This window comes from Streptomyces sp. NBC_01549 (assembly GCF_026339955.1).
Classification (GTDB): domain Bacteria; phylum Actinomycetota; class Actinomycetes; order Streptomycetales; family Streptomycetaceae; genus Streptomyces.
This window is the reverse complement of record NZ_JAPEPW010000001.1, coordinates 5747344-5764151: the sequence shown is the minus strand read 5'-3', so window position 1 is coordinate 5764151 and position 16808 is coordinate 5747344. Positions and strand designations below refer to the sequence as shown.

At 70.6% G+C, this 16808-nt stretch carries 14 protein-coding genes; 2 read left to right on the top strand and 12 right to left on the bottom strand.

Translation table 11 applies throughout. From position 1 onward, the window contains the following. Positions 1-11: 11 nt before the first annotated feature. Positions 12-794, top strand: coding sequence for a nucleotidyltransferase domain-containing protein (locus tag OG819_RS25655; RefSeq protein WP_323138117.1), 783 nt, complete (start codon positions 12-14; stop codon positions 792-794). Here the strand turns inward: OG819_RS25655 and OG819_RS25650 are convergent. The 12 genes from OG819_RS25650 to OG819_RS25595 all read right to left on the bottom strand — a co-directional run bounded on the left by OG819_RS25650 (position 690) and on the right by OG819_RS25595 (position 14465). Further along, a complete protein-coding gene (locus tag OG819_RS25650; protein WP_266634204.1) occupies positions 690-1472 on the bottom strand; it encodes a nucleotidyltransferase domain-containing protein in 783 nt (260 codons plus the stop codon). The genes OG819_RS25655 and OG819_RS25650 overlap by 105 nt on opposite strands. 28 nt (positions 1473-1500) lie before the next feature. Next, entirely contained in the window at positions 1501-2526 is a 1026-nt protein-coding gene (locus tag OG819_RS25645; protein WP_266623590.1) for an ADP-ribosylglycohydrolase family protein, read from the bottom strand. Further along, a complete protein-coding gene (locus tag OG819_RS25640; protein WP_266623592.1) occupies positions 2523-3287 on the bottom strand; it encodes an NUDIX domain-containing protein in 765 nt (254 codons plus the stop codon). Before OG819_RS25640 ends, OG819_RS25645 begins: the two co-directional genes overlap by 4 nt. Before the next feature lie 221 nt (positions 3288-3508). Next, positions 3509-4681: a pseudouridine synthase gene (locus OG819_RS25635; RefSeq protein WP_266651257.1), complete on the bottom strand. Its 1173-nt coding sequence runs from the start codon at positions 4679-4681 to the stop codon at positions 3509-3511. Further along, positions 4681-5337 (bottom strand): SMC-Scp complex subunit ScpB, encoded by a 657-nt coding sequence (scpB, locus tag OG819_RS25630; protein ID WP_266415649.1) that lies wholly within the window; start codon positions 5335-5337, stop codon positions 4681-4683. Before scpB ends, OG819_RS25635 begins: the two co-directional genes overlap by 1 nt. Then, positions 5334-6416, bottom strand: coding sequence for a segregation/condensation protein A (locus OG819_RS25625; protein WP_266651256.1), 1083 nt, complete (start codon positions 6414-6416; stop codon positions 5334-5336). Before OG819_RS25625 ends, scpB begins: the two co-directional genes overlap by 4 nt. A gap of 18 nt (positions 6417-6434) precedes the next feature. Further along, positions 6435-6998, bottom strand: a complete 564-nt coding sequence (locus tag OG819_RS25620) for a hypothetical protein (protein WP_266581546.1) — start codon at positions 6996-6998, stop codon at positions 6435-6437. Continuing rightward, positions 6983-8110 (bottom strand): ParA family protein, encoded by a 1128-nt coding sequence (locus tag OG819_RS25615; protein WP_266623598.1) that lies wholly within the window; start codon positions 8108-8110, stop codon positions 6983-6985. Before OG819_RS25615 ends, OG819_RS25620 begins: the two co-directional genes overlap by 16 nt. Positions 8111-8533: 423 nt before the next feature. After that, the gene (gene ald, locus OG819_RS25610) at positions 8534-9658 is read right to left on the bottom strand and encodes an alanine dehydrogenase (RefSeq protein ID WP_266651255.1); all 1125 of its coding nucleotides are present in this window, start codon (positions 9656-9658) and stop codon (positions 8534-8536) included. A 165-nt stretch (positions 9659-9823) separates the two neighbouring features. Further along, positions 9824-11923, bottom strand: coding sequence for a tetratricopeptide repeat protein (locus OG819_RS25605; RefSeq protein ID WP_266415639.1), 2100 nt, complete (start codon positions 11921-11923; stop codon positions 9824-9826). A gap of 180 nt (positions 11924-12103) precedes the next feature. Then, a complete protein-coding gene (locus OG819_RS25600) occupies positions 12104-12730 on the bottom strand; it encodes an NUDIX hydrolase (RefSeq protein WP_266623601.1) in 627 nt (208 codons plus the stop codon). Positions 12731-12815: 85 nt separating this feature from the next. After that, positions 12816-14465: a CTP synthase gene (locus OG819_RS25595; protein ID WP_067364904.1), complete on the bottom strand. Its 1650-nt coding sequence runs from the start codon at positions 14463-14465 to the stop codon at positions 12816-12818. A 510-nt stretch (positions 14466-14975) separates the two neighbouring features. Here OG819_RS25595 and OG819_RS25590 point away from each other — a divergent pair. Continuing rightward, the gene (locus OG819_RS25590) at positions 14976-16784 is read left to right on the top strand and encodes a glycoside hydrolase family 15 protein (protein WP_266634206.1); all 1809 of its coding nucleotides are present in this window, start codon (positions 14976-14978) and stop codon (positions 16782-16784) included. Positions 16785-16808: the final 24 nt, after the last annotated feature.

Here is a 16808-nt window from a genome sequence, read left to right as displayed (position 1 = left end):
CGCTCCAGGACATGCATTCCGAGACCCCGGTGTCCCTGGTGCGCGACCACACGATCTACTCCTGCGTGATGGGTTCGCGCGCCTTCGGGCTGGCCACGGACGGCAGCGACACGGACCGCCGCGGTGTGTTCCTCGCGCCGACCCCTCTCTTCTGGCGCTTCGAGAAGCCCCCGACGCACGTCGAAGGCCCGGCCGAGGAACAGTTCAGCTGGGAACTCGAACGCTTCTGCACCCTCGCGCTGCGCGCCAACCCGAACATCCTGGAGTGCCTGCACTCCCCTCTCGTCGAGTACGTCGACGACACGGGCCGCGAACTCCTCGCCCTGCGCGAGGCGTTCCTCTCCCGCCGGGCGCACGACACGTTCGCCCGCTACGCCCTGGGCCAGCGCAAGAAGCTGGACGCCGACGTCCGGCAGCACGGCGCCCCGCGCTGGAAACACGCCATGCATCTCCTGCGCCTCCTCATGAGCTCCCGTGACCTGCTGCGCACCGGCTCGCTGACGATCGACGTCGGCCCCCGGCGCGAGGAGCTGCTCGCGGTGAAGCGCGGTGAGGTCCCCTGGCCGGAGGTCGAGGCCTGGATGTCCCGACTCGCGACCGAGGTGGACGAGGCAGCCGCCCACAGCCCTCTGCCCGCCGAACCGGACCACGCCCGCGTCGAGGACTTCCTCCTGCGCACCCGCCGCGCCTCAGCCCTCCGCGCGGACTCCGAAGCCCCCCGGACTCTCCAGCCGGACCCGGACGACGAACGCGTGCAGGGCGTCGTACGCGGACGGAGCGTCCGGCAGCGCTGAGGCGCCCTGCGCCGCGTCCAGCACCTCGTGCAACCGCTCCACGTCGGCCGCCACGCGCGCGTGGTCGACGTCCGCGTCCCCGTGCTCCCGCTCCGCCTTCGCCACGATCAGGTCGGACAGATACCCGGGAGCCTCCCCGACCTCGGCGACCAACGTACGCAGATCGGCCTGCACCTCGCCGCTGCGCATCAGATGAATGCCGGTGAGCAGCACCCGGAACGTGTAGAGCAGCGGCTTGAGTTCACCGGTCTTCTCGAAGAGGCGCCACTGGGTCGCCGCGAAACCCCGGTAGTGGTGGGCGTGGTGGGAGGTGAGGACCCCGGGGGCGAGCGAGACCAGCTCGCGGTGCGCCTCCCCGGTGTGCACGACCAGGGGCGAGAGCAGCTGCTCCAGCACATAGCCGTTGCGCCGCAGCATCAGCCGTACGAACTTGCGCAGGTCGTGGGTGACGAGGTCCATCTCGACGCCGTCCCGGTCCCACATCCGCGACCGGGTCTCGTCCGGCTCGCGCAGGCCGACCAGTTCGGCCGCCGACAGCAGGTGTACGCCCCTGAGGTCGACGTCCGAGTCGCGCGAGGGGAAGCCGTACAAGTGCGCCCCGGAGACGGTGGCGAACAGCAGCGGGTCGGGCTGCTCGGCCACCACGGCCGCGAGGTCGATGTCCAGGACGTCGTCGATCATCGCTCAAGCATCCCAGAGACGTCTCTCAGGCATCCCAGAGCGCCCCCAGCGACATGAGGTCGCTCTGGTACTCGATGCGGTCGGCCCATTCCGTCGGCCAGGCGTCGGAGCCGTGGTGGGCGCCGGCGAACGCGCCCGTCAGGCAGGCGATGGAGTCGGAGTCGCCGGAGGTGCAGGCCGCACGGCGCAGCGCGGTGACGGGCTCGTCGACGAACTGCAGGAAGCAGAGCAGTCCGGTGGCGAGCGCCTCCTCGGCGATCCAGCCCGCGCCGGTGGCCAGGCACGGGTCGCTCTCGGGCGAGGCGGTGCGCACGGCGTCCTGAAGGCGGTCGAGGACCTCGAGGCACTCGTCCCAGCCGCGTCCGATGAAGTGCTCCGGCGTGGGGTCCTGGCTGCGGGTCCACAGGTCACCGAGCCAGCGGGAGAGGTAGCGGCCGCGGTTCTCCTGGGCGTACGAGCGCAGGAGGCCGATCAGTTCGGTCGGCTCGGCGCCTCCGGCGAGGAGCCACACGGCGTGCGCGGTGAGGTCAGAGGCGGCGAGCGCGGTGGGATGGCCGTGGGTGAGCGCGGCCTGCAACTGCGCGGCGCCCGAACGCTGTTCGTCGCTGAGCCCCCGTACGAGCCCGACCGGCGCCACTCGCATGTTGGCCCCGCACCCCTTGGAGCCGATCTGGCTGGCCTCCTGCCAGGGCCGGCCCTCGGTCTTCAGGAGGTTGCAGGCCACGAGGCAGGTGCGGCCGGGCGCACGGTTGTTGTCGGGCGACTGGTACCAGTCCACGAACTCCTCGCGCACCGGCCGTTCCATCCGCAGCGGTGTGAGCAGGCCGCGGTCCATCGCCGTACGCAGTCCCCGCCCCAGCGCCAGCGTCATCTGTGTGTCGTCCGTGACGATCGCGGGCCGCGGCAGACTCATCTCCCGCCAGGGGCCGAACTTGGCCAGGATCGAGGGGACGTCGTTGAACTCGGTCGGGAAGCCCAGCGCGTCGCCGAGGGCGAGGCCGAGCAGGGAACCGGTGGCGGCGTGCTTCGCGAGCGTCGAGGTGGTGGTCATGAGGGACGTCCTTCCGAAGGGGGACGCAGCAGGGGTGGCTGCAGGGCGGTGGCGCCGCCCGCGCGGTAGAGCGCGGCGGGTTTGCCGCGGCCTCCGGTGAGGCGCGCGGCCCCCGGGACCGGTTCGACGAACCCGGGCGTGGCGAGGACCTTGCGCCGGAAGTTGGGCCGGTCGAGGACGGCGCCCCACACCGTCTCGTAGACCCGTTGCAGCTCACCGAGGGTGAACTCGGGCGGGCAGAAGGACGTGGCCAGACAGGTGTACTCGAGCTTGGCGCCGACGCGTTCGTGGGCGTCGGCGAGGATGCGGTCGTGGTCGAAGGCGAGCGCGCCGACCGAGCCGTACGGCACCCACCGGGCCTGCGCCGCGTCCCCGCCGCCGTGCGGCTCGGGAGGGTCGGGGAGCAGCGCGGCGAACGCGACGGAGACGACCCGCATTCTCGGGTCACGGTCGGGTTCGCTGTAGGTCCGCAGTTGTTCCAGATGGAGGCAGGAGAGGTCCGGGACACCGGTCTCCTCGGCCAGTTCGCGCAGGGCGGCCGTCTCCGCGGACTCCTTCGGCAGCACGAAGCCGCCGGGCAGCGCCCAGCGGCCGGCGTACGGTTCCTGCCCCCGTTCGACGAGCAGCACCTCGAGCTCGCCCGCGCGGACGGTCAGGACGGCGAGGTCGACGGTGACGGCGAAGGGTTCGAAGGCGTACTTGTCATAGCCCTCGGGGGCGTCGCCACCGGGCGAGCGGCCTTCCTGTGCGTGCACGCCCACCCGCCCCCGCTCCCCACCGCGCCCCGCGATCACCGCGACTAATAGTCATGACGACTCTAAAAAGTGCGAGTGCGTGTCCACAAGACCTCTGCCGCGTTTCGTGCATCCGCGACAGAAGCCCTCAGTGGCCCCTGGAGCGCACAGGAGCCCGCCGTGCTCCCGGATGGGCGGGGAAGGCGGGCGGAGGGCGCACAGGGCCCTCCAGGGCCGTCGGGCGGGGCCTAGAGATCGACCTCCTGCATGAGCATCCCGACCTCGGTGTTCGACAGGCGGCGCAGCCAGCCCGACTTCTGGTCGCCCAGGGTGATCGGGCCGAAGGACACCCGCACGAGCTTGTCGACCGGGAAGCCGGCCTCGGCGAGCATGCGGCGCACGATGTGCTTGCGGCCCTCGTGCAGGGTCACCTCGACGAGGTAGTTCTTGCCGGTCTGCTCGACGACCCGGAAGTGGTCCGCCTTCGCGTACCCGTCCTCCAGCTGGATGCCGTCCTTGAGCTGCTTGCCCAGGTCGCGCGGGATGGGGCCCACGATGTGCGCGAGGTAGGTCTTCTTCACGCCGTACTTGGGGTGGGTCAGGCGGTGGGCCAGCTCGCCGTGGTTGGTGAGCAGGATGACGCCCTCGGTCTCGGTGTCGAGCCGCCCGACGTGGAAGAGCCGCGTCTCCCGGTTGGTGACGTAGTCGCCGAGGCACTGCCGGCCCTCGGGGTCCTCCATCGTCGAGACGACGCCGGCCGGCTTGTTCAGCGAGAAGAACTGATACGACTGCGTGGCCACGGTCAGCCCGTCGACCTTGATCTCGTCGTGCTCCGGGTCGACGCGCAGACCCTGCTCCAGGACGATCTCGCCGTTGACCTCGACCCTGGCCTGCTCGATCAGCTCCTCGCAGGAGCGCCGGGAGCCGTAGCCCGCACGCGCGAGCACCTTCTGCAGGCGCTCACCCTCCTGCTCGGCGCCCGGGAAGGTCTTGGGCAGCTTGACGTCAGGCTTGCCCGCGTACCGGTCCCGGTTGCGCTCCTCGGTCCGCGTCTCGTACTCGCGGGAGCGCGAGGGCTCCGTACGGCCGCCGCGCTGCTGGCCCTGCTTGGGGCCGCCCTTGGCGCCGCCGCGCGCCGCGTTGCCGCGCCCGGACTTCGGGCCGTCCGGCGAGGCCCCGGGGCCTACGTCGTAGCGGCGCTCCTCGGGACGGGGCTTGCTGGGACGCTTCGGCCTGTCGTCGCGCCCTCCCGCGCTCCTCGGCTGGGAGCCGCTCCCACCGCTCCCCCGCGGGTTGCCGCCCCCACCGCTCCCCCGCGGGTTGCCGCCCCCGCCGGTTCCCCGCGGGCTGCTGCCCCCGCCGGTTCCCCGCGGGTTGCCGCGCCCGCTGTTCCTGCCACTGCCACTGCCACTGCTTCGCATCAAAGTTCCGTCGTCGTCGTGTCGTCTGCATCTGCGTCCGGTGCATCCGGATCGAACGACGGGACCCCTTCCAGCGTCTCGGCCTCGATCGCGTCCGCCTCGGGAAGGAAGGGCGCGAGCTCCGGGAGCTCGTCCAGACCGCGCAGGCCCATTCGCTCCAGGAAGTAGTTCGTCGTCACGTACAGGATCGCACCTGTTTCGGGTTCCGTGCCCGCCTCCTCGACCAGACCGCGCTGCAACAGGGTGCGCATCACCCCGTCACAGTTCACTCCGCGGACCGCCGAGACCCGGGATCGGCTGACCGGCTGGCGGTAGGCGACGACCGCCAGGGTCTCAAGGGCCGCCTGCGTGAGCCGGGCCTGCTGCCCGTCGAGGACGAAGCGTTCGACGGCCGCCGCGTACTCGGGCCGGGTGTAGAAACGCCAGCCGCCCGCGATGAGCCGCAGCTCGAAACCGCGGCCCTGGACGGTGTACTCGTCGGCCAGCTCCCGCAGCGCGTCCTTGATCTGCCGTTTGGGCCGCTCCAGGATCTTCGCGAGGTGCTCCTCGGTCGCGGGCTCGTCCACGACCATGAGGACGGCCTCCAGGGCGGGCTTCAGGTCGAGGTCGGCGACGGTACGCAGGCCCGCCGGGACGTCGGTGGTCTCCTCGCTCACGCCTTCTCCTCCTTGGCGCCGTCCTTGATCTTGTCGTCCTTGGCCGCCTCCGCCGGGCGGTCGAACTCGTCCGTCACCCTCGGCTGGGCGTCGCCGTCCCCGCCCGTCCAGCGCACCATGAGCTCCCCGAGGGCCTCCTCCTGGTCGAGGGCCACGGCCTTCTCCCGGTAGAGCTCCAGCAGGGCCAGGAACCGGGCCACGACGGTGAGGGTGTCCTCGGTGTCCTCGACAAGGGCGCGGAAACTGGCCTCCCCGTGCTCCCGCAGCCGCGCCACCACGATCCCGGCCTGCTCCTGCACGCTCACCAGCGGGGCGTGGATGTGGTCGACGTACACCTGCGGCTTGGGCTTGGGCTGCATCGCCTTCACGGCGAGCCTGGCGAATCCTTCCGCCCCGATGCTGATGACCACCTCGGGCAGCAGCTCGGCATGGTGGGGTTCGAGCCCGACGGTACGGGGGTAGCGGCGGGCCTCTTCCTCGAGCCGGGCGTTGAAGATGTCCGCGATCTGTTTGTACGCGCGGTACTGCAGCAGCCGCGCGAAGAGCAGGTCCCGCGCCTCCAGGAGTGCGAGGTCCGCCTCGTCCTCGACCTCGGCGGCGGGCAGCAGCCGGGCGGCCTTCAGATCGAGCAGCGTCGCCGCGACGACCAGGAACTCGGTCGTCTGGTCGAGGTCCCAGTCCGGCCCCATCGCCCTGATGTGCGCCATGAACTCGTCGGTGACCTTGGACAGCGCCACTTCGGTGACATCGAGCTTGTGCTTCGAGATCAACTGAAGCAGCAGGTCGAACGGCCCCTCGAAGTTGGCGAGCCGCACCTTGAAGACCCCGTCACCGACTTCGCCGGCAGCCGCGGGAGCCTCGGCCTGGGCCGGAGGCTCGGGCACCGTCTCCGCGGCGGCCTCGACGGGCCCCTCGGCCGACTCGACCCGCCCCGTGACCGGCTCGACCGGCGCCTCGACCGGATCCTCGGCCGGTCCGCCCAGCCCCTCCGTCGGGACCGGCGTCGCGCCGGGGCCCCGGCCCAGGACACGGCGACGGCCGCCGGAGCCGGCGGGGACAGAGGTGTCGTTCGAGGTCATAGCCGTCGCAGGCTACCTCTACCGCCCGCGAAGCCTTCGTACGAGGATGCTCGCGTCCCCGCGGGATTCAAGATCGGCGAGTACGACGGCGACCGCCTCGCGGACGATCCGGCCGCGGTCGACCGCGAGCCCGTGTTCTCCGCGGAGCACCAGCCGGGCGTGCTCGAGGTCCATGAGCTCCTCGGCGGACACGTACACGGTGATCTTCTCGTCGTGCCGCTCCCGCCCGCTGGGCCGCCGGTTGGCGGCGCGGGAACGCTTGCCACGGGCGGGCTGCTGCCCGGCCGCGCCCTCCTGCGTCGCCTGGCGCCGCGCCGAGCGCTCCGGGGCCGTACCCCGGCTGCGGGACTCCCCCGTGTCGGCGTCGGCGGCGACGTGTTCGTCACCCTCGCCGTCACCGCCCCGCACGGGCACCGACTGCGGCGCGTCGTCCGCGACGGCGGCCGGCTCGCTCTCACCGGCCGGAGCCGGCACCCGGGCCTCGCCGTTGGTCCGGCGGGTGGGGGTGGATGACTGGAGCGCCATGCCCCCGGTGGTACGGAACAGTTCGTCGGCCCCCGGCAGACTCACTCGGCGTGACACCGGGCGAGCACCTCCCTGGCGAGCTGGCGATAGGCGGCGGCACCGACGGAGTTGGAGGCGTACGTGGTGATCGGCTCACCGGCGACGGTGGTCTCCGGGAAGCGGACGGTCCGGCCGATCACCGTGTGGTAGACGTGATCGTCGAACGCCTCGACCACGCGCGCGAGCACCTCGCGGCTGTGCACCGTGCGGGAGTCGTACATCGTGGCGAGGATGCCGTCGAGCTCCAGCTCGGGGTTGAGCCGCTCCTGGACCTTCTCGATGGTCTCGGTGAGCAGCGCGACACCGCGCAGGGCGAAGAACTCGCACTCGAGCGGCACGATCACCTTGTGGGCCGCCGTGAGGGCGTTGACGGTGAGCAGGCCGAGCGAGGGCTGACAGTCGATCACGATGTAGTCGTAGTCGGCCATCAGCGGCTTCAGCGCGCGCTGCAGCGTGGACTCGCGCGCGACCTCGGACACCAACTGCACTTCGGCGGCGGACAGGTCGATGTTGCTGGGCAGCAGGTCCATGTTCGGGACCGCCGTCTTCAGGAGCACCTCGTCGGCCGCCATGCCCCGCTCCATGAGCAGGTTGTAGACGGTGAGGTCGAGCTCCATGGGGTTGACGCCGAGACCCACGGAGAGCGCGCCCTGCGGGTCGAAGTCGACGAGCAGGACCCGGCGTCCGTACTCCGCGAGCGCGGCACCCAGGTTGATGGTCGACGTCGTCTTGCCGACGCCGCCCTTCTGGTTGCACATCGCAATGATCGTCGCGGGGCCGTGACTGGTCAGCGGACCCGGGATCGGGAAGTACGGCAGCGGGCGTCCGGTCGGACCGACGCGCTCACGGCGCTGACGGGCCGCGTCGGGCGCGAGCGTGGCCGCGTACTCCGGATCGGGCTCGTATTCGGCATCGGGGTCGTAGAAGTGCCCCTCGGGCAGTTCGTCGTAGTCGGCGAAGTGGGTGCGATTCTCGCCACTTCCGTTGCCGGCCATGGCGTTCACGTGATGGCCATCCATGCTCGGGTGTGCTGTCTGAGTCATCCGGGGACTCTTGTGGGCTGCGAAGGTTCGGACAGCGACGGAGCCGACAGCCTCGAGCCCCGTGGGGCCCTGGCCCCGCGCCGGCATTCCTGGTTGACCACCCCCGGGAGTAAATGTCGACTCATTCACAAGTCGTCTTACCTCCTTGGTGACCAGGAAACTTCTCGATAGGTCAGCGTGGCACCATGCCGACGGTTGGCGACTCTATGGCGTGTCACCGGTCCGCAGCAACACAATCCGCCGGACCCGACCCGATGCGTCGGCAACCGAACACCCCTCTGTCAAGGGCGTAAGGCCGTCGCACAGCAGGTTTCACGGGTGTGCGAATCGGTTGAAGGGTTACGTTCGTGGCGAGTTGAACGTGTGTCGCAAAGTGACCCGACACACACCCGGCCGGACCTTGTTGGGCAAGGTCCGGCCGGGTGCGGGGCGTTGACGACCTGTGTTGACGTATCGCCTTTTGCCGATTGACGGGTCAGCCGAATACGCGTCCGGTCACCCTTCGGTGTCTCAGCCGAGCAGGGACTCCAGCTGCACGTGCTCCAGGCCGTGCGCCTCCGCGACCTCCCGGTAAACGACCTTGCCGTCGTGCGTGTTGAGGCCCTTGGCCAGCGCGGGATCGCGGCGCAGCGCCTCGACCCAGCCGCGGTTGGCCAGTTCCACGATGTACGGCAGCGTGGCGTTGGTCAGCGCGTACGTCGAGGTGTTGGGCACGGCGCCGGGCATGTTGGCGACGCAGTAGAAGACCGAGTTGTGGACCGGGAAGGTCGGCTCGGCGTGCGTGGTCGGGCGGGAGTCCTCGAAGCAGCCGCCCTGGTCGATCGCGATATCGACAAGAACACTTCCCGCCTTCATCCGCGACACGAGCTCGTTGGTGACCAGCTTCGGGGCCTTGGCACCCGGGATGAGGACGGCACCGATGACGAGGTCGGCCTCGAGGCAGGCCTTCTCGAGCTCGAAGGCGTTGGAGACGACGGTCTGGATCTTCGTGCCGAAGATCTTGTCCGCCTCCTTGAGCTTGTTGATGTCGCGGTCGAGCAGGGTCACCTGGAAGCCCATGCCGATGGCGATCTGCGCGGCGTTCCAGCCGGAGACGCCGCCGCCGATGACGACCGCCTTGGCGGGCAGCACACCCGGGACACCGCCGGGCAGCACACCGCGGCCGCCGTTGGCACGCATCAGCTGGTAGGCGCCGACCTGGGGGGCGAGGCGGCCCGCGACCTCGGACATCGGGGCGAGCAGCGGCAGCGCGCGGCTCGGCAGTTCGACCGTCTCGTACGCGATCGCCGTGGTGCCGGACTCCAGGAGCGCGTCCGTGCACTCCTTGGAAGCGGCCAGGTGCAGGTAGGTGAAGAGGGTCTGGTCCTTGCGGAGGCGGTGGTACTCCTCCGCGATGGGCTCCTTGACCTTCAGCAGCAGGTCGGCGGCGGCCCAGACCTCGTCGGCGGTCTCCAGGATCCGCGCACCGGCGGAAACGTACTCGTCGTCCGTGATCGAGGAGCCGACACCGGCGTGGCGCTCGACGACGACCTGGTGGCCGTTGCGCACCAGCTCGTGCACACCGGCGGGGGTGATGGCCACCCGGAACTCGTTGTTCTTGACCTCGCGGGGGATGCCGACCTTCACGTCGATCACGGTCCTTGACTCAGAGGGTTCTGGGGCTATGCACGGCCGGGGCGATGCAAGCCGGGGCAATGCATGTCATACCCGGACGCAACGGGGTGCACCGGGAGACACCACGAAAGAACGCGGCGGAGCCAGTCTAATGAAGGGGTTCTCTCTGTCTAGCCTTTCAATGCATCAATCTTCGACGGATGCACTACGGATTTCGTAGGCACTAGCGCCTTGTTCCGTGCCTTCTGTGTCTTCCATGGCCGTCGCGCTCTCCGGGAGCTCATCACCCAGCATGCGCTCGGCCGCCTTGCGGTGCAGTCGCGCCGCGGCGGGGTCACCCAGCCGGTCCAGGGTGTCGGCCAGCCGGAGCTGCAGCGCGGCCTGCAGCCGGTGGTCCTCGGCGCGGCGCGCCCACTCGACCGCCTCGTGGCAGGTGCGCAGTGACTCCTCGGGCCGCCCCGCGTACTCCTGCACGCGCGCCAACTCGCTCAACGCCCTTGCCTGAGCGGGCACATCGCCGTTCCTGCGGTGCCCGGTGACGGCGGCCCGCCAGTTGCGCAGCGCCTCGCCGTAGCGGCCCGCGTAGGTGTGCACGGTGGCGATACGGCCGTACAGCCGGGCGGCGTCCACCCGCTCGTCGCGGGCCAGGCGCTGGACGAGCGCCCTGCCGTACCAGTCGGCGGCCCGGTCGTAGTCCCCGAGCTCCTGGTGGGAGCCGCCTACGGATTCCATCGCGCGGCCGGTCGCGTAGGGGTCGTTCGCCTCGCGTCCGGCGTCCAGGGCGGCCCGGTAGCGGGCCAGGGCGTCGGCCGTACGGCCGGTCTGCGCGTCGAGGTCGGCGAGGTTGAGCAGGGCCGCGGCCTTCTCGCGGGGCAGGCCCCGACGCTCCGCGACGTCGAGGACGAGGCGGTGGATGCCGTACAGCTCGGGCGCCGCGGCCCGGGTGCCGAAATGGGCGACCATCGCCCGCACCAGCGCGGCCATCAGCCGCCTGGCCAGGGTGTCCAGCTCGCCGTCCGCGACCGCGAGCCGGGCCGCGGCCAGCAGCGCGGGCTGTCGGATGCGCAGCCAGTCCTCGGCCGCCCTGGGGGTCGGGAAGCGCAGCTCGCGGGGCAGCGCGGCGAGCTTCTCGCGGGCGGGCGCGTTGTCGGTCTCCGTGATGGTGCGGCAGGACACCAGCAGCCGTACGGTCCGCTCCAGCATCCGGGCGCGGGCCAGCTGCAGCTCGGCGGGGCGGTCCTGGCTCTCGGCGAGGGAGCGCAGCAGCGGCAGCAGGCAGCCGGGCACCTCGTACTGCGGCAGCCGCGACTCGACGGGCCGTAGGAGGCCGAAGCCGACGAAGTCGTCCAGGGCGTCCCGGGCGGTGTCCACCGAGCAGCCGGCCAGCGCGGACGCGGTGTGCGGGTCGATGAGTCCGGCCGGGGCGAGCGAGAGCAGGCGCAGTATCCGCGCGGCGGTGGCGGGCAGCGCGGTGTACACGAGGCGGAAGACCCGGGCGAGCGGGCCGCTGTCGTCGCCCTCGGTGCGCAGCTGCTTGGCGAGGTCGGCGACGGCCGAGGTGGGGCGGGCGGCGAGCCAGCCTCCCGCGAGGCGCAGGGCGGCGGGCTGACCGGCGCACTCCTCGACCAGTCCCTCGGCGGCGAGCGGGTCGACGGTGATGCGTACCGAGCCGGTGAAGCGGTCCAGCAGTTCGAGCGCCGACTTGGTGTCCAGGCCGCCCAGGGTGCAGGGGCGGACGTCCGCGATGCCGGTCAGCGGTCCCCCGGAGACCGCGACGACCAGGCACTCGGGGGTGTCCGGGAGCAGGGCGTCGACCTGCTCGGCGTCGGCCGCGTCGTCGAGCAGCAGCAGGGTGCGGCGGGTGGCGAGGGCCTCGCGCACCGCCTCGCTCAGGTCGTCGGCGGCGGCCCCGGCCGGCGCGGGCAGCTCCAGGGCCGCCAACAGCTCCCGCGCGGTGTGCTCGGTGGGCACGGGGGTGCCGTCGGCTTCGGTGAGCCGGGCGCGCAGCACCCCGTCCGGGTAACTCCCCGCAACCTGCCGTACGAGCTCCTCGGCGAGCGCGGTGCGGCCCGAACCGGGCCTGCCGGCGATGAGCAGCACGCGCGCGCGGGGTGCCTTGCGGCCCGCCAGGGTGTCCAGGCCGGCGCGCTCGATGTCGACCCTGAGTTCCTTCAACTCCCGTGTACGGCCGAGGAACTGACCCTCCGTAGGAGCGGACCCGGCAGCCGGGTGCCGCCCTGCCGACGACACCTTCGTGCCGTCTGTGTCCACCGCCTGATCCGCCACGGGCCACGCTCCCGTCCCACTGCGCGCGCAAGCCCGCCGGGACTCCGGTTCGGGCGTTTCCAGAGCCTAGTTCACGCTCTGCGACGATCCCGGCGGAGCACGGCGGAGACGTCCCCCGATCGGATCAGCCGATCGTAGGACTGATGGTGTCGGAAGGTGGGAGAGGTCGTCCGGGGCGCGTCAGGACTCGAAGGGGCGGGCCGGCCAGGGCGCCTCCGCCGGGCGCAGCGCGTCGAGTCCGTCACCGTTGCGGGCGGCGATCAGCGAAAGGACACCCACGACGAGACAGTTGTTGTGGAGTTCTCCGGCGAGCACCCCGCGCACGAGTTCGTCGACCGGGACCCGGGCCAGCTCCATGTCGGCCTCTTCGTCCTCGACCTCGAAGCGCTCCCCCTCGGCCTCGGAGAGATCGCGCGCGAGGAAGATCCGTACGGCCTCGGAGCAGCCGCCCGGGGTGGTGTAGACGTCGCTCAGCACACGCCAGCTCTCGGCCTTGACGTGCGCCTCCTCGTACAGCTCGCGCTGGGCCGCGTGCAGCGGGTTCTCACCGGGGACGTCGAGGAGTCCGGCCGGGATCTCCCACAGCTTGTGGCGCACGGGGTGCCGGTACTGGCGCAGCACCACCGCGCGGTCCTGGTCGTCGAGGGCGAGAACGGCCACGGAGCCGGGGTGGACCTGGTAGTCGCGGCGGGCGACCGATCCGTCCGGCATGACCACGTCGTCGGTGCGGACGGACGTCTTGTTGCCGACGAAAGGAGTCGCGGTGGCCCTGACTTCCCACTCCTCGGGGGTGTCCTTGATCGTCATGTCGCGCTGTTCCTCCTACGCACCGAACGAAAACCGGGGCACACGTCCCGAAAGACGCGCACCCCGGCCACCGTACAGCCCTTGGCTACTTGCCCGTCTTGCGCTCGACGGCGGCCTTGACCAGGCCCGCGAAGAGCGGGTGCGGGCGGGTCGGGCGGGAGCGCAGCTCGGGGTGCGCCTGGGTCGCGACCAGGTAGGGGTGTACCTCGCGCGGGTACTCGACGTACTCCACGAGCTTGCCGTCCGGCGAGGTGCCGGAGAACTGCAGACCGGCCTTCTTCTCCAGCTCGCCGCGGTAGGCGTTGTTCACCTCGTAGCGGTGGCGGTGGCGCTCCTCGACGTACTCCTTGCCGTCGTACACCTCGCGCGCGATGGAGCCCTCGGCGAGCTTGGCCGGGTACATGCCCAGGCGCATCGTTCCGCCCATGTCACCCTCGCCCGCCACGATGTCGAGCTGCTCGGCCATGGTGGAGATGACCGGGTGGGCGGTGGCGGAGTCGAACTCGGTGGAGTTGGCGTCCGGGATGCCGGCCAGGTTGCGCGCGGCCTCGATCACGATGCACTGCAGGCCCAGACAGAGGCCGAGCAGCGGGATCTTGTTCTCGCGGGCGTACTGGATCGCGCCGACCTTGCCCGACACTCCTCGGTCGCCGAAGCCGCCGGGGATGCAGATCGCGTCGACGTCACCGAGCTGCTTGGCGGCGCCCGCCGGGGTCTTGCAGTCGTCCGAGGTGACCCACTTGATCTTCACCCGGGCCTTGTTGGCGAAGCCGCCGGCGCGCAGCGCCTCGGTGACCGAGAGGTAGGCGTCGGGCAGGTCGATGTACTTGCCGACGAGCGCGAGGTTGATCTCGTGGAGCGGGTTGTGGACGCGGTCGAGCAGGTCGTCCCAGGTCGTCCAGTCCACATCGCGGAAGGGCAGGTCCAGCTTGCGGACGACGTAGGCGTCCAGGCCCTCGGTGTGCAGGACCTTCGGGATGTCGTAGATCGACTTGGCGTCGATGGCCGCGACCACGGCCGCCTCGTCGACGTCACACATCAGCGAGATCTTGCGCTTGATGGCGGTGGGCACCTCGCGGTCGGCGCGCAGCACGATCGCGTCCGGCTGGATACCGATGTTCCTGAGGGCCGCGACCGAGTGCTGGGTCGGCTTGGTCTTCAGCTCACCGGAGGGGCCGATGTAGGGCAGCAGGGAGATGTGCACCACGAAGACGTTGTCCCGGCCGACCTCGTGCCGGACCTGGCGGACGGTCTCCAGGAAGGGCAGCGACTCGATGTCGCCGACCGTGCCGCCGACCTCGGTGATGACGACGTCGACGTCGTCGGTCGCCATCCGCCGGATGCGGTGCTTGATCTCGTTGGTGATGTGCGGGATGACCTGCACGGTGTCGCCCAGGTACTCGCCGCGCCGCTCCTTGGCGATGACCGTCGAGTACACCTGCCCGGTGGTGACGTTGGCGGAGCCGTCCAGGTCGACGTCGAGGAAGCGCTCGTAGTGGCCGATGTCCAGGTCGGTCTCGGCGCCGTCGTTGGTGACGAACACCTCACCGTGCTGGAACGGGTTCATGGTGCCCGGGTCGACGTTCAGGTAGGGGTCGAGCTTCTGCATGGTGACCCGCAGGCCCCGCGCCTTGAGCAGCGCACCCAGGCTGGAGGCGGTCAGACCCTTGCCGAGGGAGGAGGCGACACCCCCGGTGACGAAGATGTGCTTGGTCGTCGTGGATTTGGGCGGCATGGCCAAGAGGGGGCTCCCGTGGTCGCGGTCTGGTGTGCGTACCGGCGTGGTGTCCGAAGATTTCCGGAGGTGCCGTCGCTGCGGTTCGGGGGTTTCTTGCCCACCGGTCCACGGGCTACCAGGGTATCAGCGACCCGGGGAGGCTGCTTCCGGCCACGCTCCGCACGCACATGGGCACAGACCACACACACATGGGCACAGACCACACAGGACTCACTCGTTCGGACCAGCCGGGTTGCCTGGAGCGGCACGCGGATCACCCACGTGCGTCGTATCCTGCTCGGACACTCGCTGCCGAGCCCGGCCGGCACACGGCACCATCCCCGCCCGTATCCCGGAACCATGCGAGCTCGTCAGTTCGTTTCGCAACGACAATCGCACCGATAATTGACGTTCCGCAGCGACGCTTTACCAACGTTCTAACGTTCAATCTTCTAACGTTTTAACGTTCCTGTTCCCTGACCGCAGAGCGACCGCCCCTCGGGGGGCGACGTGGCCGTTCGACTGGAGATGCACGTGGCCGGGCGCATCGAGGACTACGCACTCATCGGAGACATGCAGACCGCAGCACTGGTCTGCCGGGACGGCACAGTCGACTGGCTGTGCCTGCCCCGCTTCGACTCCCATGCCATCTTCGCGGGACTGCTCGGCACGGAGGAACACGGATTCTGGCGGCTCGGGCCCGCCCACGCGGCCGACACCGAACCACCGACGGCGGCGCGCCGGTCGTACCGCGGCGACTCGCTCATCCTCGAATCCGAGTGGGACACCCCGCGCGGCACGGTCAGGGTGACCGATTTCATGCCGCCACGTGACGGCGCGCCCCAGCTGATCCGGATCGTGGAAGGCGTCACGGGCCGGGTCCCGATGCGCTCCGCGCTGCGGATGCGTTTCTCGTACGGCCGCGTGGTGCCCTGGGTGCACAAGCACGAGGGACGCACGGTCGCCGTCGCCGGGCCCGACTCGGTGTGGTTCGACACCGCCTGTGAAACCTACGGCAAGGCGCTGACCACGTACGCGGACTTCACGGTGGCACCCGGTGACCGGATCGCGTTCACCATCTCGTGGGAACCCTCACACAAGCAGCCCCCCGCGCTGCCCGAGCCGGAGCAGGCCCTGGAGGCCACCGAGGAGTTCTGGCACGACTGGGTCGAGCAGTGCACGTACCACGGCCCCTACCGCGAGGCCGTCGTCCGCTCCCTGATCACCCTCAAGGCCCTGACGTACGCCCCCACGGGCGGCATCGTCGCCGCGCCGACCACCTCCCTCCCGGAGGAGATCGGCGGCGTACGCAACTGGGACTACCGCTACACCTGGCTGCGCGACGCGGCGATCACCCTCTCCTCCCTCCTGCGCACCGGCTACCGCGAGGAGGCCCGCGCCTGGCGCGAATGGCTGCTGCGCGCGGTGGCCGGCGACCCGGAGAACCTGCAGATCATGTACGGCATCGCGGGCGAGCGCGAGTTGGGCGAAGCGGAGCTCGACTGGCTGCCCGGATACGAGAATTCGGGCCCCGTACGGGTCGGCAACGGCGCCGCGCACCAGCTCCAGCTGGACGTGTACGGCGAGGTCACCGAGGCTCTGCACCTGGCTCACATGACCGGCCTGTCACGCAACGACTACGCCTCGCTCCTCCAGCTGAAGCTGATCCGCTACCTGGAGGACCACTGGGACCAGCCGGACGAGGGCATCTGGGAGGTCCGCGGCCCGCGCCGCCACTTCGTGCACTCCAAGGTGATGGCCTGGGTCGCCGTCGACCGCACGATCAAGCTCATCGAGTCCGGTGACGCGGACGGCCCGCTGGAGAAGTGGCGCGAACTGCGCGACGACATCCACCGGGACGTCTGCGAGAAGGGCTACGACAAGGAGCGCAACACCTTCACGCAGTCGTACGGCTCCAAGGAACTGGACGCCTCGCTGCTCCTCATCCCGCAGATGGGCTTCCTCCCCCCGGACGACAAGCGCGTGATCGGCACCATCGAGGCGATCCAGCGCGAGCTGTCCACCCCGGACGGCTTCATCCTGCGCTACCCGACCACCGGCGAGGACGCGGGCGTGGACGGTCTCGAGGGCGACGAGGGGGCCTTCCTGGCCTGCTCCTTCTGGATGGCGGACGACCTGGCGATGATCGGCCGCGTCGACGAGGCCCGCAAGCTCTTCGAAAGGCTCCTGGCCCTCCGCAACGACCTGGGTCTCCTGGCCGAGGAATGGGACCCCCGCCTCCAGCGCCAGGTGGGCAACTTCCCCCAGGCCTTCAGCCACGTGCCCCTGATCGACACGGCTCTGAGGCTGACGGCGAGCGGCGCGTACGGCGGCTGACACGAGCGGGACGGCGGCCCGCGC